This window comes from Mesorhizobium sp. M0011 (assembly GCF_040324155.1).
GTDB lineage: Bacteria > Pseudomonadota > Alphaproteobacteria > Rhizobiales > Rhizobiaceae > Mesorhizobium.
Map to the genome: position 1 here is coordinate 35,698 of NZ_JAMYVQ010000026.1, position 20,681 is coordinate 56,378.

A 20,681-nucleotide genomic window follows, 5' to 3' on the forward strand; every position below is an offset into this window, starting at 1 on the left:
TGGCTTGTCTGGGATTCCTCAGCGCAGCATCAAAACGCTGCAAGCCTCGCCAGTAGCCGCTGCAGGGGCAAACGGCGCCCGCACGATCAGCCCGTTGGCGTCGGCCAGCATTCTCAGCATCGAGGAATCCTGGATGCCGAATGGCGTCGCCACCAGCGCGCCGTCGTCTTCCCTGACCACGGCTCGGACATAGTCCTGGCGCAAATCATTGGCCGGCATTGCGGCGCCCAATCGCGCCGGACGTATATCCTGGCGATAATCGCGGCCGCCGAGCCGCGCCAGCAGCGGCTTCAGGAACAGTTGCGAGCAGACAAGGCTTGCCACCGGGTTGCCAGGCAGGCCGATGCACCTGATGTCGCCGAGGCGGCCGAACATCAGCGGCTTGCCGGGGCGCATGGCGATCTTCCAGAAGCCGAGCGTCATGCCTTCGCCGGTCAGCACGTCGTGGATCAGGTCGTGATCGCCGACCGAGGCGCCACCAAGCGTCACGATGACATCCGCACCGGCCGCGACCGCTTGTCTGATCAGGGCAGCGATAGCCTCTTTGCGATCGGCGGCAATGCCGAGATCGAGCGCGCGGGCGCCGACCGAGTGTGCGGTGGCAGCGACGCCATAGGCATTGGACGAGATGATCTGGTCCGGGCCGAGATCACTGCCCGGCGGCAGCAATTCGTCGCCGGTGGCGATAATGGCGACCAGCGGCCGTTTCACCACGCTGACCCGGGGATGGTTGGCCGATGCAGCCAGCGACAGTGCCGCCGGGTCGAGCAAGCGGCCTTTCTCCAGCAGCATGTCGCCTGTTGAAAAATCGAGGCCGATGCGGCGGATATTGCGCCATTGCGCTGTCGGCTCGATCACTTCGATATCGCCGCCGCCGAGGTCGCGGACATTCTCCTGGATGACGATGGTGTCGGCGCCTTCGGGCAGCGGCGCGCCGGTGAAGATGCGCACGGCCTGCGTCTGGCCGACCGTGCCGTCGAAGCCACGTCCAGCCGGCGCTATGCCGATCACCGACAGCCTGGATGGGACCGACGTGACGTCGGCGGCGCGCGCCGCATAGCCGTCCATGGCGGAAGCATTGAAAGGCGGCTGGGTGCGAAGAGCAACGACCGGTTCCGCCAGAACACGATCCACCGCCTCGAACAGAGGAACGCTTTCGCCGGCTAGAGGTGCCGCACCATCGAGCAGGCGTTCAAGCGCCTCCGCGATAGGAACCAGCGCCATCAGGCGCTCGCCTTGTAGTCACCCGACTTGCCACCCGTCTTTTCGACCAGGCGGATGCCGGTGATGACCATGGCGCGGTCGACTGCTTTCGCCATGTCGTAGATGGTCAGGCAGGCTACCGAAGCGGCGGTCAGCGCTTCCATCTCGACACCCGTCTTGCCGGTGACGCGCGCCAGCGCGGTGACCTTCAGGCCCGGCAAAGCATGGTCGGGCTCGATGTCGACGGAAACCTTGGTCAAAAGCAGCGGGTGGCAGAGCGGGATTAGTTCATGCGTCTTCTTCGCCGCCATGATACCAGCGATGCGCGCGGTGCCGAGCACATCGCCCTTCTTGGCGTTGCCGGCGAGGATCATCTTCAGCGTCTCGGGCTGCATCGCGACAAAGCCTTCGGCGATCGCCGTGCGCGTTGTTTCTTCCTTGTCGCCGACATCGACCATGTTGGCCTCGCCCTGCGCGCCGAGATGGGTAAGGCCTGATACCATCGTCAGATAGCCTCGGCCAAAGCCTTGCCTGTCAGAAGCAGGCGCGTCGCCGCGGTGACGTCCTGTTGCCGCATCAGGCTCTCGCCGACAAGAAAAGTGCCGATGTCGCTCTTTTGCAGCCTGAGGCAGTCGTCATGCGAGAAAATACCGCTCTCGCTGACCAGCAAGCGGTCGGCCGGCACCATTGTCGCCAGCCGCATGGAAGTGTCGAGGCTGGTCTCGAATGTACGCAGATTGCGGTTGTTGATGCCGATCAGTCGCGACGACAATTTTAGCGCGCGCTGCGTCTCGGTCTCGTCATGCACTTCGACCAGTGCATCCATGCCGAGTTCGAACGCCGTCGCCTCGAGTTCGCTCGCCAGGGCGTCGTCGACGCTGGCCATGATGATCAGGATGGCATCCGCGCCCCAGGCGCGGGCTTCGTAGACCTGATACGGATCGAACAGGAAATCCTTGCGCAGCGCCGGCAGCGCGACGGCGGCTCGCGCCCGGGTGAGAAATTCAGGCGCACCTTGGAAGGACGGTGCATCGGTCAGCACCGAAAGACAGGCAGCACCACCCTTGGCATAGGCCTGCGCCAGAGCCGGTGGATCGAAATCGGCACGGATCAGACCCTTGGAGGGGCTCGCTTTCTTGATCTCGGCGATCAGCGCGAAGGCGCCGGATTTGCGCTTCGCTTCCAGTGCGGCAAGAAAACCGCGCGGTGCGTCGGCATCTTTTGCCCGGACCTTGATTTCGGCCAACGGCACGCGTGCCTTTGCCGCCGCGATCTCGTCGCGCTTGTAGGCCTCGATCTTGCGAAGAATGTCAGACACGCTCTATCCGTTATCCGTTCGAAATCTCGACCAGCCTGTCGAGCACTTGCAGGGCACGGCCGCTATCGATGGCTTGCGCCGCCGCCGCGATGCCGTCGCCAAGCGTCGTCGCCTTGCCGGCCACAACCAGTCCGGCACCGGCGTTCATCAGCACGGTGTCGCGATAGGCGCCGGCGCCGCCGCCCAGCATATCGCGCAAGGCCTTGGCGTTGTAGTCCGCATCGCCGCCGCGCAACTCATCCTTGCTATGGCGCGCCAGCCCAACCGCTTCAGGGGTCAGCGTGAAGCTGCGGATTTCGCCGCCGATCAGTTCGGCGACCTGCGTCTCGCCGGTGGTGGTGATCTCGTCATAGCCGTCGCCATGGGCGACCCAGACATGCTCGGCACCCAGCGCCTTCAGTGTCTCGGCAACCGGCAGGATCCATTCCGGCAGGAACACACCGACCAGCTGCCGCTTGACGCCGGCCGGATTGGAGAGCGGCCCGAGCAGGTTGAATATGGTGCGGGTGCCGAGTTCGACGCGGGTCGGGCCGACATGCTTCATCGCAGGATGATGCGCGGGCGCGAACATGAAGCCAACGCCTGCCTCGTGGATGCAACGGCTAATGAAATCGGGCGAGATGTCGATCTTGACCCCGAGCGCCACCAGCACATCGGCTGCCCCTGTCAGCGACGACAGGCCGCGATTGCCGTGTTTGGCAACCGGCACGCCGCTGCCGGCAACGACGAAGGCCGATGCCGTCGAAATGTTGACGCTGTGAGAATTGTCGCCGCCGGTACCGACGATGTCGACGGCATCGGTGGGCGCGTCGACGTGCAGCATCTTGGCCCGCATGGTTGCGACGGCGCCGCAAATCTCGCTCACCGTCTCGCCGCGCACGCGCAGCGCCATCAGGAAGCCGCCGATCTGGCCGGGGGTCGCATCACCCGACATGATGATGTCGAAAGCCTCGCGCGCTTCCTCAAAGGAAAGCGCGCTACCGGTCGCGATCTTGGCGATATGGGTTTTCAGCGCGCTCATCTTGTCGAGGCTTGGGCGACGGCGGCCTGGTCGATGCGAACGTCGTACTGTGTCTGCAACTGTGCCACCAATTGGTCGAGCAGATCATCCGACATGCCGGAGGTGAAGGATTTCTGTGCGTCATCCGGCACCGAGCTGGCATCGGCTCCGGCGGGCTCGAACACTTCGGCGACCTTGTACAGGATCTGCCCGTCGCCGGTGGGCGAGGGGATCAGGCCGGTGCCGCCTTCGCCAACGCCGAACATCGCTGCCGCACCCTCCTTACCGAAGTCGACGTCGTCAGCCTCACGCTTGACACCGCGCTTGGTCTGCTTTTCGAGCTTCAGTTCGCTGGCGATGACATCGAGCGTTGCGCCGGCCTTGAGCCGCTTTTCCAGCTCGTCAGCCTTGGCGGCCAGCCGCTTGCTTATTTCCGCCGCGGTCCAGTCGGTGACGGCTTTCTGACGAACCTCATCCAGCGTGCGGTCGCGAGCCGGCGTGATGGACGCCACCTCATAGAAGACGAAGCCGTTGTCGGCTGTGGTCAAGGCATCGTTTTCCGTGTTGGGTTCGGCGTCGAAGACCGCTTTGATCAGCTCCGGCGATTGCGGCAGGTCCTTGACGATGCTTGCATCTGGCCGCAGCCCACTGCGATCGATGGCGTCGATGGTGACGATCTTCAGCTTCAGCTTGGCCGCGGCCTCTGCCAGCGAACTGCCGGCGGCGCGGGTGTCATCGTAATTGTCGCGCACGTCCAGAAGGATGCGGCTTGCCTCGCCCAGCGCCAGATCCTTGCGGATCTGATCGGACACCTCGGCCAGTGGCTTCACCACCTCGGGCTTGATCTCGGTGACGCGCAGCAGCACCGGACCGAAGGCGCCTTGCACGACCTGGCTGACTTCATTGGCATTGAGCGAAAAGGCCGCGTCGGCGACCGCCTTGTCGGCGATCTTGTCCTTGGCAAGCGTGCCGAGCAGCGTGTCTGCCGGCGTCTTGCCTTCCGCCGTGACCAGCTTGTCGAAAGTAGCGCCGGCCTTGAGCGAATCGAGTGCGGCCTTGGCCGCATCCGGCGTCTTGAACACGAGCTGCTCGACGGTGCGCAGTTCCGGCGTGGTGTAACGCGCCTTGTTCTTGTTGTAGTCGTCGCTGACCTGGCTGTCGGTGACGGCGGTCGTGTCCATGATGTCGACGGGTTCAAGGCGGACATAGGAGAATTTGCGGTATTCGGGTGCCGCATATGTCTTCTTGTTGGCTTCGAAATAGGCCAAGAGCACGCTATCGGACGGTGCCGCGATCGGTTCGACCAGTGCCTTGGGCAGCGTCAAATAGTCGATGGTGCGGTCCTCGCCGCGATAGAGCGCAACCGCCTTGAAGAAAGTGTCCGGAGCCTTGAGGCCATCCGAGACAGCCTCGACGATCTGCTGGCGCACCGCCACCTGAGCACGGTTCTTCAGATAGTCCTCGGGCCGCATGCCAATCTGCTGCAGCATGTATTCGAATGTTCTGCGGTCGAACTGGCCGCCCGGGCCCTTGAATGCCGGGTCTTCGCGCGTCAACTCGGCCAACCGGTCCTTGGAAAGTCCGAGGCCCAGCTTGCGGGCCTGCTCGTCGAGAACGGCGCCCGAGACGAGTTGCGCCAGCACCTGGTTGTCGACACCGAGTGCCTTTGCCTGTTCGTGGCTGAGACGCTGGCCGAACTGCTGCGACATGACAGCGAGTTGGCGATCATAGGCGAGACGGTATTCGTTGATCGACACTTTGGTGCCGCCGGCGGCAATGACCGAATCATGGCCGGCCAAACCGCCCATCAGCCGTCCGGAAACGCCCCAGACCAAAAAGCTGAGCACCAGCAGCACCAACAGCCCTTTCGCGACCCAGGTGCCTGCCGCGCTTCTCAATATACCAAGCATTTTTACTTCCGATTTATGCGCATTTTCGCATGCGCCGAGTCTGAAACAAGCGCAATAGCGCCCTTCCGGCCCACTGTCGATTGCTTTGTGGCCTGATTTTGGTAGTGAGGTCCAGAGCCCCGATATCATCCGGAGAAGCAAACCCATGACGCCAGGAATTCGCCCGCTCGTCGCCGGTAACTGGAAAATGAACGGCACCAGCGCCTCCCTCAACGAGCTCCGGATGATCGGCAACGGCTTCATGAGCGGACTTGATGCGGAGACCGAAGCGTTGGTTTGCGTTCCCGCGACCCTGCTTGCCCACGCCGCGGAGATCCTGTCACGCACGCCGGTGCATGCCGGCGGTGAGGATTGCCATACCAAGGAGAGCGGCGCCTACACCGGCTGCATCTCGGCGGAAATGCTCAGGGATGCCGGTGCGAGCCATGTCATCGTCGGCCATTCCGAATGCCGCGAGCAACGCGGCGAGGATGACGCCACTGTCCAGGCCAAGGCATCCGCCGCATGGCGTGCCGGGCTTGTTGCCATCATTTGCGTCGGCGAAACGCATGAACAGCGTGAAGCGGGCGCCACGCTGGATGTGCTGTCGCGGCAGGTCGATGGTTCGGTCCCGCCAAGCGCCACCCCGTCCAACACCATCATTGCCTATGAGCCGGTATGGGCGATCGGCACCGGCCTGACGCCGACAGCCGGCGATGTGGCGGCAGCACATGCACATATCCGCGAAAAGCTGTCGGAAAAGCTCGGCGGCGTCGCGGCGAAGATGCGCATTCTCTATGGCGGCTCGGTCAAGCCTTCCAACGCGGTCGAATTGCTCGGCGTCAGGAATGTCGACGGGGCGCTGGTCGGCGGCGCCAGCCTGAAAGCGGCGGATTTCCTAGCTATTGCCGAGGCCTATCGCAATATTGCTTGAAGACATTCGCCACGCCGGACAGGGCTTCCGGTGCCTGAAATCGTTGCAAAGGACGGGTTGCTTCCCATATTCCGGCCACGGGCTTGGAAATGCCGTCAAAGCATTGTATTGAGCCGCCTCCAATTCACCGGTCGTGTCCGCGGCCGGGCAAGGCCTTGCCAGGATAAACTATGGAAACCGTACTGATCGTCATCCATCTCATGGTTGTGCTCGCCCTTGTCGGCGTGGTGCTGCTGCAGCGCTCCGAAGGCGGCGGCCTCGGCATCGGTGGCGGCTCCGGCTTCATGACCGCGCGTGGCGCTGCCAATGCGCTGACGCGTGCGACGGCGATCCTGGCGGCCGCCTTCTTCGCCACCTCCTTGACCCTGTCGATCGTCGCCCGCTACGGCGAGAAGCCGATCGACATCCTCGACCGCGTGCCGGCGACATCGGACGGTGCAGGCAAAGGCGTGCTCAACCAGTTACCCGGCACGACCACCCCGGCGCCCGCCGGCACCACCACGCCGACGCCGCCGTCAGGCAACGATGCCGCGGCTCCGGCGACCGCGCCGGCCACGGCGCCTGCCGCCGGTTCGACGCCGCCGGCAACCAATGGCGCCGCTCCCGCCGCGCCGGCGGCCCCGCGGGTTCCAAACCAGTAGTCTTCGGCGGCTGAAGCCGCGATCTGTGCTCGTTTGAACACAGTCGCGGCAAATGCAGCGAGATCACAAAGATTCGACTGGGTGAGGTACGACCTCACGCTTGAGGCCCCCGCGCTTATTCGACTATAGATTGCGCGCGGCACTTCCGGCGCCCTTGGGGGGCGCTGGGCGACGCCGTGGGCAACAAGCATAGAACGATCGGATCTTCGCCATGCAGCTTCGCAGCTTCATTTTCCTGGGACTTTGTGCCGCAATCGGCATCAGTTCCCCCGCTTTCGCTGGCGTTCCAGCCAATATGGCCGCACAGCCTTCGGTTGAAACAACCTCCGCCATCAACGTCGCCGTCAAAAGTGACGCGTCGCAATTGAAGCTTCTCAAGAAGAAGAAAAACCCGACGCCCGACGACCTCGCCCAGATCAAGAAGATCGAGGCCAAGATCGTTGCCGACAAGGAGGCCGCCAAAGCCAAGGCGCTCGAAGCCAGGAAACTGGCGATGCGCGAGGCGGCCAAGGCCAAGGCCGACGCTGAACGGCAGGCGTTCCTTGCCAAGAAGGGCAAGAGCGCGCCGGCAACCGAGGTGGCCGATGCCAAGCCGGCCAAGAAGCAGGTTGCCAAGATCATCGAGCCTATCGAACCGATCGCGCCGATCCAGTCGGCAGAGCCGCTTCCGGCAGAGGCGATGAACGTCGCCTTGACCGGCAACAATGGCGAGCTGCGCAGCGAGGTCATCGGCCAGAAGCAGCCGAGCAGCGGTGGTCTGTTCGCCGGTCTCTTCGGCGGCACCTCGTCCGGGTCTTCGATAAGCTATCTCCCTGAGACACGGGCTCTCGACCAGGTGCTCGCCAAGAGGGAAGCCAAGAAGCAGTTCAAGGTGAAGCCGGAATTCGTGCCGCAGGACGTGGAATTCAGCGGTTACGATGCGGGCACCATCGTCATCGACACCAGCGCGCGGCGCCTCTACCTCGTCGAATCGTCCTCCACCGCCCGCCGCTACGCCATTGCGGTCGGCCGCGAGGGTCTGCAGTACAAGGGTACGGTTGCGGTCGGCGACAAGCAGGAATGGCCGCGCTGGATCCCGACGCTGGACATGCAGAAGCGTGAGCCGAAGCATTATGGCCAGTACAAGGACGGCATGCCCGGCGGTGGCCAGAACCCGCTCGGCGCCCGCGCCATCTACCTCTATGACGGCAAGAAGGACACGCATCTGCGTATCCACGGCACAATCGCGCCGCAGTCGATCGGAACCAGCGCCTCGAATGGCTGCTTCCGCATGATCAACGAGCACGTCATGGACCTCTACAGCCGCGTCAGGGTTGGCACCAAGGTCGTTATCATCTGACGTTTTCGTCATCCTGCCGAAAGGGCCGGCTCAGCCGGCCCTTTTGTTTTGCCCTGTTCACGATCCGAGCGCCTTCTTGGGAAAAAACCTTCGCGGTGGTTTTTTCTCTGGCGGAATCAATCCGGCCGCGTTAAGCGATGACTCCCATGGCGCGATATGTATTCATCACAGGCGGCGTGGTTTCCTCACTTGGAAAAGGCATAGCCGCAGCGGCCCTTGGGGCTCTCCTGCAGGCGCGAGGCTATCGCGCACGCATCAAAAAACTCGACCCCTACCTCAATGTCGATCCGGGCACGATGTCGCCGTACCAGCATGGCGAGGTTTTCGTCACTGATGATGGCGCGGAAACCGATCTCGATCTTGGCCATTACGAGCGCTTCACCGGCCGCTCCGCCAATCAGCAGGACAACATCACCACCGGCCGCATCTACAAGAACATCATCGAGCGTGAGCGGCGCGGCGATTATCTCGGCGCAACCGTGCAGGTCATTCCGCACGTCACCGACGAGATCAAGAATTTCGTCCTCAACGGCAATGACGACTATGATTTCGTGCTTTGCGAGATCGGCGGCACGGTCGGCGACATCGAGGCGATGCCGTTCCTGGAAGCGATACGCCAGCTCGGCAACGACCTGCCGCGCAACAACGCCGTCTACGTGCATCTGACGCTGATGCCCTACATCCCGACGGCCGGCGAGCTGAAGACCAAGCCGACCCAGCATTCGGTCAAGGAACTGCGCGGCATCGGCATCGCGCCCGACATCCTGCTGGTCCGCGCCGATCGCGCCATTCCCAAGGAAGAGCGCAGAAAACTGTCGCTGTTTTGCAATGTGCGCGAAAGTGCCGTGATCCAGGCGCTCGACGTGCCGCATATCTACGATGTGCCGATGGCATACCATAGGGAAGGGCTCGATTCGGAAGTGCTGGCCGCCTTCGGCATCGATCCGGCGCCGAAGCCGCGCATGGAGCCCTGGCAGGCGGTGTCCAACCGCATCCACAATCCGGAAGGCGAGGTCACCATCGCCGTGGTCGGCAAATATACCGGCCTCAAGGATGCCTACAAATCGCTGATCGAGGCGCTGTCGCATGGCGGCCTGGCCAACCACGTCAAGGTCAAGCTCGACTGGATCGAATCGGAGATCTTCGAAAAGGAGGATCCGACGCCATGGCTGGAAAAGGTGCATGGCATCCTGGTTCCCGGCGGCTTTGGCGAGCGCGGTGCCGAAGGCAAGATACTGGCGGCGAAGTTCGCGCGCGAGCGCAAGGTGCCGTATTTCGGCATCTGCTTCGGCATGCAGATGGCCTGCATCGAGGCGGCGCGGTCGCTGGCCGGCGTCGAACATGCGTCTTCGACCGAGTTTGGTCCGACCGAGGAACCGGTCGTCGGCCTGATGACCGAATGGCTGAAAGGCAACATGCTGGAGAAGCGCCGGGAAACCGGCGATCTCGGCGGCACGATGCGGCTCGGCGCCTATCAGGCCGAACTCGCCAAGGGCTCCAAGATCGCCGAGATTTACGGCGACACACAGATTTTCGAGCGCCATCGCCACCGCTACGAGGTCAATATCGACTACAAGGAGCGACTCGAGGATTGCGGCCTGGTATTCGCCGGCATGTCGCCCGACGGCGTGCTGCCGGAGACGGTCGAGTATCCAGACCACCCCTGGTTCATCGGCGTGCAATATCATCCGGAACTGAAAAGCCGGCCGCTCGACCCGCATCCGCTGTTCGCCAGTTTCATCGAGGCGGCGGTGGAGCAGAGCCGGTTGGTGTAGCGATTAGGTCGGGCGGCAATGCAGACCTATGTCGCGCTGCTTTACAGCATCATCCTGGGCGAGGGCCGCCGGGTCGTCATGGCCGACCTCAAGGCCATGGCCGAAGAGCTCGGGCTGAACAACCCGCGCACGCTGGTGGCGACGGGCAATCTGGTCTTCGAGGCACCGGCAACTGATATCGCCGACCTGGAACAGCGGCTGGAAGCAGCCTTCGAAAAAACCTTCGGCCGCCATGTCGATATCATCGTGCGCGGTGCCGAGGACTGGCTGAAGCTTGCCGCCGGCAATCCGTTTCCAGATGAATCGAATGCGACCGCGGATCAGGTGGCGGTGCGCGTGATGCGCCGGCCGGTGCCGGACGAAGCCGTCACGGCGCTCGGCTCCTATGTCGGCAAAGACGAAAAGATGCACGCCGTCGCTGGCAATATCTGGATTGTCTTCTCGCGCGCCGCACCCAGTTCACGGCTTCTGACCGCAGCGAGCCACAAGCGTCTGGGCGTCGGTACCTCACGCAACTGGAACACGGTGCGAAAACTGGCCGAGATGGTGGGCAGTAGGCAGTAGGGAAGCAGTTCTCTACTCCCTCACACCTACTGCCTACTGCCTCATTTTCAAGCCTTTGCCGTCTTCGCTCCGGCGCCAAGGGCGGCGGTGCGCAGCACGTAGTAGATGATGCCGGCAATCGCCACGCCGAAGAACCAGCCATAGACGCCCCACCAGGACGGCAGCCAGTTGGTGAAGTTCGGCAGGATCGACGAGAAGATGGCGCCGATGCCGGCGGCGATGAAGGCGTTGACGTGCCAGCCGCCCTGGAAACGGAACTCGCCGTCCTCGCGATAAAGCGCCTCGACGTCGACCTCGCCTTTGCGGATCAGATAGTAGTCGACCATCATCACCCCGAAGATCGGCCCCATCGTCGCGCCGATGATGTTGACGAAGGAAGCGGCACTGCCTTCCCATGGCGCGAAGGGATAGAGCAGCAGGGCAATGACGGCCGCGATATAGCCGCCCTTCTTGAAGTCGATCTGCCTGGGGAAGACGTTGGAGAAGTCGAAGGCCGGCGAGACGAAATTGGCGACCACGTTGATGCCCAGGGTCGCAACCGCAAAGGTCAGGGCCGCGAGCGCCGCCAGGAACCAGCTGTCGAATTTCGCCGAGATCTGGTCGGGATGCAGCAGCACTTCGCCATAGACGTCAAAGGCGGCAATGGTGGTGACGCCGGCGACCAGCGAGAACAGGATGAGGTTGATCGGCAGACCCCAGATGTTGCCCTTGCGCAGCGATGCCTTGTCCGGCGCGTAACGGGCGAAATCGCAGAAGTTGAGATAGAGCGCCGAGAAATAGGTGACCCAGATTGCTGCCACCGCAAACAGCGAAGTCCACGAGCCGGGCGTGCCGGGCACGCCCGCGTCCTTCGTCTTGTCCAGCAACACGTCCATCGGGATGTCGCTGGTGAAGGCAAATCTCCCGGATTTGACGCAGAGATAGATCGCCAGGATCAGCATCATCACCCACACCGCGGGGCCGGCCCAGTCCTGGAAGCGGCGCACGGTTTCCATACCGTTCTGGATGATCAGCAGTTGCAGCGCCCAGATAACCACGAAGCAGATCACCTCCAGGCCGGTATGGCCGAGGAAATGCGTGCTGGCGTTGAAATCGGCGAACCATTGCGTGCGGATCAACAGCGCCACGATAGCGCCGGAGGCGGCAGCCGTCTGCGCGCCGTACCAGAAGCAGGCGACGATGGCGCGCACCAGTGCCGGTATGTTGGCGCCCCAGATGCCGAAAGAGGCGCGGGCAAGCACGGGGTAGGGCACGCCCGTCTTCACGCCGGCATAGCCGACCATGTTCATCAGCGCATAGATGATCAGCGATCCGATGCCTATGGCGATGATGAAATTGACAAAGCCGCCGCAGAACAGGAACAGACTGGCGGCGAGATAGTAGCCCCAGAGGCTGTGAACGTCCGACGTCCAGACGTTGAAGATCGAGAATGGTCCCCAGTTTCGAACTTTGGCTGGAGCCAGATCCTCGTTATAGAGATCAGGTGAAGCACCCTGTATTGTCATTGCGATGGTCCCCTTTTGCAGCACGCGCCCTCACGCGTTGGCCGCGTGCAGGTTAAGCCTGCCGCAGGGGAACCGACAAGCAACCTATTTGCCGGCTTTGGCCTTAAAGATATTCAATGAGAACTGCGATTATCGATGCACGGCGATGGTGGGTCATCGCTGAGCCCGGCACGGATGATTCGAAGTTCGACGCCGGGATTCCAATCTGAAGCGGTAGGGCCATCTAAGCGATGGCCATAAGCTGCTTGTGATCCGCGACTTCGGCGAGCAGCCAATCCTGAAACAGGCCGGTGCCTGGTTTGTTGCCGATGCTGCGACGCTGATGCAGGTAAATGCCGGCCGGATAGGTGTGGCGGGCACGGAACGGGGCGACCAGTTTGCCTTGCTGCAGAAAATCTTGCGCCATCATCGTGTCCGCGAGCGCTATTCCCGCGCCATTGATCGCTTCGCGCATGATCAAGGTGCAATCATCCAGTGTTGTGCTGGATTTTGGCGTCGTTTCCAGAACGCCTTCCTGCTCCAGCCAACGCTTCCATCTCATGGTTTCGCATTCATGGATCAGATGATGATTGACCAGATCGGCCGGCGATCGCAGCGGCACAGGCCCCTCCAAAAGCGAAGGCGCACAGACCGGCGTCAAAAGCAGCGGGATCAGCAGCGTCAAAGCCGGGCCGGCCTTGTAGACGAACTCGTCGACAATGGCCAAATCGAAGTTGGCGCGCTTGCCTGAAGTGGAAATCTCCAGATCCACCGACGGATGCAACCGGCGAAAGTTCGGCAACCGATCCGCCAGCCAAAGGTTCAGAACGGTGGGCACGCACAAGACCCGCACACGTTGGATCTTGCCGTGGCGCGACCCCTCGGAGAGGCTGACGTCATCGGTGGCGCGCCAGATGGCTTCGAACGCCTCCGAGAGGCTGCGCGCATAGTAGGAGCCCCTGATGGTTGGGGTTATCTGGCGAAAACCGCGTTCGAACAGGTCCTGGCCAAGATTTCGTTCAAGCGCGCGGATGTGGCGGCTGACAGCCGAGGGTGTCAGATGCAGTTCTTCCGCCGCGTCCTTGACGCTGCCGAGGCGAGCGGCGGCCTCGAAAGCGCGCATGCCATTGAGTGAGGGAAGGGCCATTGGCCGATCATGAATTGTCAGTTGAGTTTTTGTCAATCGACATGGGCAGAATTCGCGTTTGATCGCCTGCCCCGTTAGGGGATACCCAGAAGACAAGAGCAATTAAGTCGTCTCAAGAAAGCGACTGTTTGGGGACCGGCATTATACCACGAACGGCGGAGACCGGCTTGACCAGTCTCCACCGGGGCGAGCGAAGCGTTGCTCGCTACCGGCTGGTATTGCCGCAATTGGAGAGAGCGCCAGCCTATGCCTCAATCGCCAGCGCCGGTTTTCGAGACCGCGGACGAGATTTCCGCCGAAGCCTCTGTCGTCGTGATTTTGCAAACTGCCCACACGGGCTTTGGCCCGCGGGCAGTCGCCCTGGATGCCGAGATGAGCGGGATTCTCTCTCGCGCCTGCTCCGACCCGGCCGCCTTGGCCGAATCCGGCACCTGCATCGATCTTATTGCTCCTCAGGCCGTATCGACCAAGCGCGTGGTCGTCCTGGCCTTGGGCAAAGCTGAAACGGTAACCGCCCTGTCGTTGGCACGCGCCGGCGGTCTGCTTGCCGCGCATCTGGAGGGCAAGGGAGAATGCGCGGCCACGCTGGTCCTGGACCCCATCGCCGGCGTTGACCTGCCCGGAGCCGAAATCCTGGCGCGTGTCGCGCTCGGCATGCGGCTACGCCGCTATCGTTTCGACATGCGCAACCGGCGGCAAGGAGCAGGAGCGGATCGAACCTTGCGGGTGAAACTGGTCGGGGCCGGCGGCCCGCATCTGACCGCGGCGCTGGCGCGGATCAATGCCATCGCCGACGGCGTGGAATATGCACGCACCCTGGTCAACCTGCCGCCGAACCATCTCCATCCCGACAATTTCCACGATCATCTGGAGCCGCTGCGTGAAGCCGGCATCGACATCGAAATGCTCGATGCCGCGCAACTGAAGGAGCTCGGCATGAACGCGCTTCTTGCTGTTGGATCGGGCTCGGCGCGCCCGCCCCGGGTCGCTGTCCTGCGTTACCGGGGCAAGGGTGCGCCCGCTCAACCACTCGCTTTCGTCGGCAAGGGCGTCTGCTTCGATTCGGGAGGCCTCTGCATCAAGGGCGGAGCGCAAATGTTCGACATGAAAGCCGACATGGGCGGAGCGGCCGCTGTGGTCGGCCTGCTGATCGCGCTCGCCCGGCAAGGCAGCCCGGTACATGTTGTCGGTGTTCTCGGCATCGCCGAGAACATGCCATCCGGCACCGCGCTCAAACCGCGCGACATCATCACGACGGCGTCCGGACAGACCGTGGAAGTGTTCGACACGGATGCGGAAGGACGCCTGCTTCTGGCCGACTGCCTCCACTATGCAGCCACGCGCTTCAACCCTTCGGTGATCGTCGATCTGGCAACGCTGACCTATTCGGTGACGCGTGGCCTGGGCTCGATATTCGCCGGCCTGTTCAGCACCGACGATGCCATCGCGTCACAGATGATCGCGGCCGGAGAAACGGTCGGCGAACGGTTCTGGCGGCTGCCGCTCGACCGGGCCTATGATGAGGGCCTGCAATCGCCGTTCGCGGACCTCAGGCATCATGCCAAGGACATGGAGGACGGCGACGCTCCCTATGCCGCGGCCTTTCTGCGCCATTTCACGGAAGATCGCCCCTGGGTGCATCTCGACATCGCCAGCAAGGAACTGACCGACACCGATCGGCCTCTCGGCAGGCAAGGTGCCACGGCATTTGGCGTGCAGATGCTGGAAGAGTGGGTGCAGGTCAGCCGAAACATGAGTTAGGCCCCCGTCGTCACGGACAAATACAAGATGCCTTCAACCGCACTGGGAACTGGGATGTCATCTGAGATCATCGGCATGGAAGGACGGGGCGCTTTCGGTGCCTACGAGACCTGGTATCGGGTCAGTGGCGAACTCGGTGGCGAAAAGGCGCCGGTGGTGATCCTGCATGGCGGCCCGGGCGTCGCCCACAATTATGTCGATGCCTACAAGCTTCTTGCGCGAAGGGATCGCGCCGTCATTCATTACGACCAGTTGGGCTGCGGCAATTCCACCTTGCTGCCTGAGAAGGGCGCCGATTTCTGGACACCTGGGCTGTTCATCGACGAGCTTGAAAACCTGGTCGACCACCTCGGCATTCGGGCGGGCTTCCATGTGCTCGGCCAGAGCTGGGGCGGCATGCTGGGCGCCGAATATGCCGTGACGCGGCCGCAGGGTCTGAAATCGCTGACCATTGCCAACTCACCGGCGTCCATGAAGCTGTGGGTCGAAGAGGCCAACCGGTTGCGTGCGGATCTGCCCGCCGATGTGCAGGAGACTCTGACCTGGCACGAGCAGGCCGGTACGACGGACGATGCGGCGTACCAGGCGGCGACGATGGTGTTCTACGAGCGGCATGTCTGCCGGGTCGTGCCTTTCCCGCCCGAAGTCACGGAAAGTTTCGCCCAGGTCGTGCGCAATCCGACCGTCTATAATCTGATGAATGGGCCGAACGAGTTCCATGTCATCGGAACGCTGAAGAACTGGAGCATCGTTGAGCGCCTGCCGGCCATCGATGTTCCCACATTGATCATCTCCGGACGTCACGACGAGGCCACGCCCGCGACCGTGCAGCCCTACAAGGACGGCATCAAGGGGTCTCGCTGGGAGATATTCGAGCATTCCAGCCACATGCCGCATGTCGAAGAGCAAGATGCGTGCATGCGGGTGGTGGGAGACTTCCTGGACCACAACGATAACTGAAAAAAGGGGAATCAAGACATGAAGAAACTGCTTCTGGCGGCAACAGCCGCGGCATTGCTGGCCGGTACATGGCTGGCCCAGGCACAGGCCGAATATCTCAAGGAGCACCGGGGCGGCACCATCCGCCTGCTGGCCCGCTCCGCGGCCGGAACGCTCGATCCGCACATCAATTACACGGACCAGGGCTGGCAGATGTACCAGCCGATCTATGACGGCCTGGTGGCCTTCCGCAAGGCCGAGGGCATGGACGGCTTCACCATCGTTCCCGATCTGGCCGAGGCCCTGCCGCAGGTCAGCAATGACGGTAAGACCTTCACCTTCAAGCTGCGCAAGGGCATCAAGTTCTCCAGCGGCCAGGATCTTGGCGTGAAGGACGTCGTCGCTTCCTTCCAGCGCATCTTCAAGGTTTCCGGACCCACCTCCGGCACGTTCTATGCTGGCATCGTCGGCGCGGACAAATGCCTGGCCGACACCAAGAGCTGCACGCTGGAAGGCGGCGTTGTCGGCGACGAAGCGGCCGGCACCATCACCATCAACATCACCAAGCCGGATGCCGAGCTGCTCTACAAGCTTGCCTTGCCGCATGCCGTGGTCCTGCCGGCGGACACGCCCGCCGAAGACATGGGTTCCAAGCCCATTCCCAGCACCGGCGCGTACATGATCTCCGCCTTCGACCCCAATAAGGGCATGACGGTTTCCCGCAACCCCAATTTCAAGCAGTGGAGCGAAGAAGCCCAGCCGGACGGCTATCCGGATGTCGTCCAATATGATTTCGGCCTGTCCGAAGAGGCAGCCGTCACCGCGATCCAGAACGGCGAAGCGGACTGGATGTTCGACGCTCTGCCGAGCGACCGCCTCGGCGAACTCGGCAGCAAATCCATGGACCAGTTGCACATCTCGCCGCTTTCGGCGTGGTGGTACGCGCCGCTGAACAACCGTCTCGCGCCCTTCGACAATGAAAAAGCCCGCCAGGCCGTTGCCTATGCGATCGATCGCAACACGCTGGTCAAGCTGTTCGGCGGCAAGGTGCTGGCTTCGCCGGTCTGCCAGGTCCTGCCTCCGGACTTCCCCGGCCATGAAGACTATTGCCCCTTCACCAAGAATCCGGGCGCCAAATGGTCGGCTCCTGATCTCGACAAGGCAAAGCAGCTCGTCGAGGACTCCGGCACCAAGGGCCAGAAGGTGACGATCATCGTCGAGGACACCGCCATTTCGCGGTCCATCGGCGTCTATCTGCAGAGCGTGCTGACCAGCATCGGCTATGTCGCCGACGTCAAGCCGATCTCGTCGAACATCCAGTTCACCTACATCCAGAACACCAACAACAAGGTGCAGATGTCCGTCACCCAGTGGTACAAGGACTATCCTGCGGCCTCGGACTTCCTGAACATCCTGTTCAGCTGCGCCTCCTTCCGTGAAGGTTCGGACGCCTCGATCAACATCGCCGGCTTCTGCGACAAGGAAATCGACGCCAAGATGCAAAAGGCATTGGACCTCGGCGTCACCGATCAGAAAGCCGCCGACAAAATGTGGGCTGAAATCGACAGGCAGGTCACCGACAAGGCACCTGCCGTCGGCCTCTTCACGCCGAAGCGGCTCGACTTTGTCAGCAAACGTCTCGGCAATTTCAAGTTCAACCGGCAGTTCAACTGGATGATCACCCAATCCTGGGTACAGTAATGGCCTGGGTGCAGTAACGAACCGCGGAGAGGCACGCGCGTGTCGAACCAAGCTGTCACCATGCCGCGCAAGACGCGAGGGCCCTGGGCCGTCGCGTTTGCGAAGCTGGCAACGGACGGGGCTGCCATGGCGTCCCTGGCCGTGTTCCTCCTCATCGTCCTTGCCTGCCTCAGTGCGCCTCTTTATGCGAAATGGGCAGGCGTGGATCCCTTCGCCTCGACGCTCGACGCCGTCATCCAGATCGACGGTGCCGACGTTCCGGTGATGGAACAATCGACGGAAGGGCTGGGGCTTGGCTACACACCGCTCGGCCCGACCTGGCGGCTGGGCAATTATTTCCTCGGCGCCGACAGCCAGGGGCGCGATGTCATGGCCAGGATGCTCTATGGCGGGCTGAGCTCGTTGCTGATCTCCGGAGCAGCCACCATCTTCACCCTGATCCTGGGCACGGCGGCGGGATTGATCGCCGGCTATTTCGGCGGCGTCACCGACACGGTGCTATCGCGGTTCCTCGACATACTGTGGGCGTTCCCGATCTATCTGCTGGCGATTTCGCTCTCCATCGTCACCATCGCGCATGGCATCACGATCGGACCGATCCAGATCGAGTCCGGCAGTCTGTGGCTGCCTGTCATTATCATCGGCGTCGTCTACGTGCCCTATGTAGCCCGCCCAGTACGCGGGCAGGTTCTGGCACTGCGCAAAAGCGAGTTCGTGCTGGCCGCGATCAATCTGGGCGTGCCGGGATGGCGCATCCTGTGGCGCGACATCCTGCCCAACGTCACCACCACGCTCATCGTCTTCGTGCCGCTGATGATGGCGCTGAACATGCTTACGGAATCAGCCCTTTCCTTCCTTTCGATCGGCGTGCAGCCGCCGGCCGCGAGCTGGGGCACCATCATCCAGGACGGACAGGCGCTGCTTTACACCAGGCCATTGGTGGCGCTGGTGCCGGGGCTGGCGATCGCGGTTTCCGTCATGGCGCTCAATGTCTTTGGCGACGGCCTGCGCGACGCGCTCGACCCGCGCTCCAAGGTTCGGCTGGGGCGCGACTGATGATCTACGCAATCCTGCGCCGGTTCGGCCAGATGCTGTTCGTGATGTTCGGCATCTCGGTCATCGTCTTCCTGATTTTCTTCGCAACGCCGGGCGCCGACCCGGCGGCGCGCATCGCCGGCCGCAATGCATCGCCCGAAGTGCTGGAGGCGGTACGCCACAGCTTCGGCTTCGACCGGCCGCTCTACGTGCAATATGTGACGATGATGGAGAAGATCTTCGTCACCGGCGATCTGACCTCCTTCGTCAATCGTGGCTGGAAGGTGGTGCCGGCGGTCATGGATTCGATCCCGGTTACACTCTCGCTGGTATTCGGAGCGGCGATCCTGTGGGTGGTCGTCTCCATCATCATCGGCATCGCCGCCGCCGCCACGCGCGGCAGCTGGCTGGACAAGCTGCTGATGGCGCTGGGGCTGCTCGGTATTTCGATGCCGGTGTACTGGCTGGGCGAAGTGATGAACCTGATCACCCAGAGCCGCTACCACGACAGCTGGGCGTTCTCCTGGGTGCCACCGCTCGGCTACAAGAATTTCTCCGACGATCCGAAGGGCTGGTTTCTGACCCTGGTCATTCCCTGGATCACACTGTCCATTCTCTATATCGGCATTTACGGGCGCGTGCTGCGCGCGGCAATCATCGAATCGCTGCAGGAAGACTATATCCGCACGGCCCGGGCCAAGGGGCTGTCGGAAACCCGCATCCTGCTGCGCCATGCCTTGCGCACGTCGCTCATCGCCTTCGTCACTCTGTTCGGCCTGGATTTCGGCGCGCTGGTGGGAGGCTCGGCCTTGCTCACAGAGGTGGTGTTCGGGCTGCACGGCATCGGCAAGCTCACTTATGACGCTCTGCAGAATCTCGATCTGCCGATGATCATGGCGACGGTGATGTATGCGTCCATGTTCGTGGTTATCGCCAATGCGGTCGTCGATTTCGTCTACATCCTTCTCGATCCGCGCCTGAGGACATCATGATACTGTCGGTGCGCGACCTCAGAGTTTCCTTCCGCACAAATGATGGCCTGGTGCGGGCCATCGATGGCGTTTCCTTCGACCTCGAGGAGAGCGAGATCCTCGGTGTCGTCGGTGAGTCCGGTTCCGGCAAGACCGTGTCGCTGCTGGCCGTCATGGGTCTCATCACCGATCCCAACGCCACCATCGAAGGGTCGATCCGCTACAAGGGCCGCGAACTCGTGGGACTGCCCGCACGCGAACTCAGGCGGCTGCGCGGCAACGAGATCGCGATGATCTTCCAGGATCCGATGACCGCATTGACGCCTGTCTACACGATCGGCTGGCAGATCGCCGAACAGATCCGCGCGCATCGCAACATCAGCAAGTCCAAGGCGATGGAGCGCGTCGAGGAACTGCTGGCCGAGGTGAATTTTCCGAACCCGCACGAGGCGATGTCGCGCTACCCGCACCAACTGTCCGGAGGCATGCGTCAACGGGCGGTGATCGCAATGGCTTTGTCCTGCAATCCGGCGCTGCTGGTGGCTGACGAACCGACCACGGCGCTCGACGTCACCGTACAGGCCGGTATTCTCGATCTGGTGCGCAAGCTGCGCGCGACGCACAAGTCGGCGGTCGTCTTCATCACGCATGACATGGGCGTGGTCTCCGAACTCGCCGACCGGGTCATGGTCATGTATGCCGGCCGCGTGGTGGAGCGCGGCAGTCGCGCGGAGCTGTTTTCCGATCCGCGACACCCCTATACGCGCGCGCTGCTGGGTTCGATCCCGCCGCTGACCGGCGAAAAACCACGGCGCCTGCCGGCCATTCCCGGTTCGCCGCCATCATTGCTGCGACTGCCGCAGGGCTGTGCGTTCGGTCCGCGGTGTCCAGTTCACTACGAACCCTGCGAGGCCGGCAAGCCCGATCTCGGGAGCGGCACCCATGCCGCGGCATGCTTCAGGGTGGCACAGGCATGAGCG

The 20,681-nt window shown here is 62.6% G+C and carries 18 protein-coding genes; 11 read left to right on the forward strand and 7 right to left on the reverse strand.

The features are described 5' to 3' along the window. Positions 1–18: 18 nt before the first annotated feature. From NKK51_RS24405 to NKK51_RS24425, 5 genes are read right to left on the reverse strand one after another with little or no spacing between them, the layout of a single operon-like run. The gene (locus tag NKK51_RS24405; RefSeq protein ID WP_352554850.1) at positions 19–1,224 is read right to left on the reverse strand and encodes a molybdopterin molybdotransferase MoeA; all 1,206 of its coding nucleotides are present in this window, start codon (positions 1,222–1,224) and stop codon (positions 19–21) included. Next, on the reverse strand, positions 1,224–1,706 hold the full coding sequence (moaC, locus tag NKK51_RS24410; RefSeq protein ID WP_023812913.1) for a cyclic pyranopterin monophosphate synthase MoaC: 483 nt from the start codon (positions 1,704–1,706) through the stop codon (positions 1,224–1,226). The genes NKK51_RS24405 and moaC overlap by 1 nt, the downstream gene beginning before the upstream one ends. Before the next feature lie 2 nt (positions 1,707–1,708). Further along, entirely contained in the window at positions 1,709–2,521 is an 813-nt protein-coding gene (gene trpC, locus NKK51_RS24415; protein WP_128303633.1) for an indole-3-glycerol phosphate synthase TrpC, read from the reverse strand. A 10-nt stretch (positions 2,522–2,531) separates the two neighbouring features. Next, complete coding sequence (gene trpD, locus NKK51_RS24420) at positions 2,532–3,542, reverse strand: anthranilate phosphoribosyltransferase (RefSeq protein WP_352554851.1); 1,011 nt, start codon at positions 3,540–3,542, stop codon at positions 2,532–2,534. Next, entirely contained in the window at positions 3,539–5,431 is a 1,893-nt protein-coding gene (locus NKK51_RS24425) for a SurA N-terminal domain-containing protein (RefSeq protein WP_352554852.1), read from the reverse strand. The genes trpD and NKK51_RS24425 overlap by 4 nt, the downstream gene beginning before the upstream one ends. A gap of 145 nt (positions 5,432–5,576) precedes the next feature. Here NKK51_RS24425 and tpiA point away from each other — a divergent pair, with 145 nt between their 5' ends. The 5 genes from tpiA (at position 5,577) to NKK51_RS24450 (ending at position 10,663) form a co-directional block, all read left to right on the forward strand. Next, positions 5,577–6,344, forward strand: coding sequence for a triose-phosphate isomerase (tpiA, locus tag NKK51_RS24430; RefSeq protein ID WP_352554853.1), 768 nt, complete (start codon positions 5,577–5,579; stop codon positions 6,342–6,344). A gap of 170 nt (positions 6,345–6,514) precedes the next feature. Continuing rightward, entirely contained in the window at positions 6,515–6,985 is a 471-nt protein-coding gene (gene secG, locus NKK51_RS24435; protein ID WP_352554854.1) for a preprotein translocase subunit SecG, read from the forward strand. 211 nt (positions 6,986–7,196) lie between these two features. Continuing rightward, complete coding sequence (locus NKK51_RS24440) at positions 7,197–8,324, forward strand: L,D-transpeptidase (RefSeq protein WP_128303637.1); 1,128 nt, start codon at positions 7,197–7,199, stop codon at positions 8,322–8,324. A gap of 137 nt (positions 8,325–8,461) precedes the next feature. Next, positions 8,462–10,099, forward strand: a complete 1,638-nt coding sequence (gene pyrG, locus NKK51_RS24445) for a CTP synthase (protein ID WP_352554855.1) — start codon at positions 8,462–8,464, stop codon at positions 10,097–10,099. Positions 10,100–10,117: 18 nt separating this feature from the next. Then, on the forward strand, positions 10,118–10,663 hold the full coding sequence (locus tag NKK51_RS24450) for a DUF1697 domain-containing protein (protein ID WP_352554856.1): 546 nt from the start codon (positions 10,118–10,120) through the stop codon (positions 10,661–10,663). A 47-nt stretch (positions 10,664–10,710) separates the two neighbouring features. Here NKK51_RS24450 and NKK51_RS24455 read toward each other — a convergent pair whose 3' ends face one another. Beyond that, a complete protein-coding gene (locus NKK51_RS24455) occupies positions 10,711–12,168 on the reverse strand; it encodes an NCS1 family nucleobase:cation symporter-1 (RefSeq protein WP_352554857.1) in 1,458 nt (485 codons plus the stop codon). Positions 12,169–12,391: 223 nt separating this feature from the next. Next, positions 12,392–13,294, reverse strand: coding sequence for a LysR substrate-binding domain-containing protein (locus NKK51_RS24460; protein ID WP_128303639.1), 903 nt, complete (start codon positions 13,292–13,294; stop codon positions 12,392–12,394). Between the two features lie 246 nt (positions 13,295–13,540). On the opposite strand from NKK51_RS24460, the gene NKK51_RS24465 reads away from it, so the two are divergent. The 6 genes from NKK51_RS24465 to NKK51_RS24490 are packed head-to-tail and all read left to right on the forward strand — an operon-like array spanning position 13,541 to position 20,678. Then, complete coding sequence (locus tag NKK51_RS24465) at positions 13,541–15,055, forward strand: leucyl aminopeptidase (RefSeq protein ID WP_352554858.1); 1,515 nt, start codon at positions 13,541–13,543, stop codon at positions 15,053–15,055. Between the two features lie 54 nt (positions 15,056–15,109). Further along, positions 15,110–16,015, forward strand: coding sequence for a proline iminopeptidase-family hydrolase (locus NKK51_RS24470; RefSeq protein ID WP_352554859.1), 906 nt, complete (start codon positions 15,110–15,112; stop codon positions 16,013–16,015). Between the two features lie 18 nt (positions 16,016–16,033). Beyond that, positions 16,034–17,695 (forward strand): ABC transporter substrate-binding protein, encoded by a 1,662-nt coding sequence (locus tag NKK51_RS24475; protein WP_352554860.1) that lies wholly within the window; start codon positions 16,034–16,036, stop codon positions 17,693–17,695. 39 nt (positions 17,696–17,734) lie between these two features. Continuing rightward, entirely contained in the window at positions 17,735–18,751 is a 1,017-nt protein-coding gene (locus NKK51_RS24480) for an ABC transporter permease (protein ID WP_352554861.1), read from the forward strand. Continuing rightward, a complete protein-coding gene (locus tag NKK51_RS24485; RefSeq protein WP_023813929.1) occupies positions 18,751–19,722 on the forward strand; it encodes an ABC transporter permease in 972 nt (323 codons plus the stop codon). Before NKK51_RS24480 ends, NKK51_RS24485 begins: the two co-directional genes overlap by 1 nt. Next, on the forward strand, positions 19,719–20,678 hold the full coding sequence (locus NKK51_RS24490; protein WP_013531724.1) for an ABC transporter ATP-binding protein: 960 nt from the start codon (positions 19,719–19,721) through the stop codon (positions 20,676–20,678). Before NKK51_RS24485 ends, NKK51_RS24490 begins: the two co-directional genes overlap by 4 nt. Positions 20,679–20,681: the final 3 nt, after the last annotated feature.

Coding starts and splice junctions, on each gene's coding strand:
- NKK51_RS24405 (WP_352554850.1), bottom strand. CDS start 1,224: ATGGCGCTGGTTCCTATCGCGGAGGCGCTTGAACGCCTGCTCGATGGT.
- moaC (WP_023812913.1), bottom strand. CDS start 1,706: ATGGTATCAGGCCTTACCCATCTCGGCGCGCAGGGCGAGGCCAACATG.
- trpD (WP_352554851.1), bottom strand. CDS start 3,542: ATGAGCGCGCTGAAAACCCATATCGCCAAGATCGCGACCGGTAGCGCG.
- NKK51_RS24425 (WP_352554852.1), bottom strand. CDS start 5,431: ATGCTTGGTATATTGAGAAGCGCGGCAGGCACCTGGGTCGCGAAAGGG.
- tpiA (WP_352554853.1), top strand. CDS start 5,577: ATGACGCCAGGAATTCGCCCGCTCGTCGCCGGTAACTGGAAAATGAAC.
- secG (WP_352554854.1), top strand. CDS start 6,515: ATGGAAACCGTACTGATCGTCATCCATCTCATGGTTGTGCTCGCCCTT.
- NKK51_RS24440 (WP_128303637.1), top strand. CDS start 7,197: ATGCAGCTTCGCAGCTTCATTTTCCTGGGACTTTGTGCCGCAATCGGC.
- pyrG (WP_352554855.1), top strand. CDS start 8,462: ATGACTCCCATGGCGCGATATGTATTCATCACAGGCGGCGTGGTTTCC.
- NKK51_RS24450 (WP_352554856.1), top strand. CDS start 10,118: ATGCAGACCTATGTCGCGCTGCTTTACAGCATCATCCTGGGCGAGGGC.
- NKK51_RS24455 (WP_352554857.1), bottom strand. CDS start 12,168: ATGACAATACAGGGTGCTTCACCTGATCTCTATAACGAGGATCTGGCT.
- NKK51_RS24460 (WP_128303639.1), bottom strand. CDS start 13,294: ATGGCCCTTCCCTCACTCAATGGCATGCGCGCTTTCGAGGCCGCCGCT.
- NKK51_RS24465 (WP_352554858.1), top strand. CDS start 13,541: ATGCCTCAATCGCCAGCGCCGGTTTTCGAGACCGCGGACGAGATTTCC.
- NKK51_RS24470 (WP_352554859.1), top strand. CDS start 15,110: ATGTCATCTGAGATCATCGGCATGGAAGGACGGGGCGCTTTCGGTGCC.
- NKK51_RS24475 (WP_352554860.1), top strand. CDS start 16,034: ATGAAGAAACTGCTTCTGGCGGCAACAGCCGCGGCATTGCTGGCCGGT.
- NKK51_RS24485 (WP_023813929.1), top strand. CDS start 18,751: ATGATCTACGCAATCCTGCGCCGGTTCGGCCAGATGCTGTTCGTGATG.
- NKK51_RS24490 (WP_013531724.1), top strand. CDS start 19,719: ATGATACTGTCGGTGCGCGACCTCAGAGTTTCCTTCCGCACAAATGAT.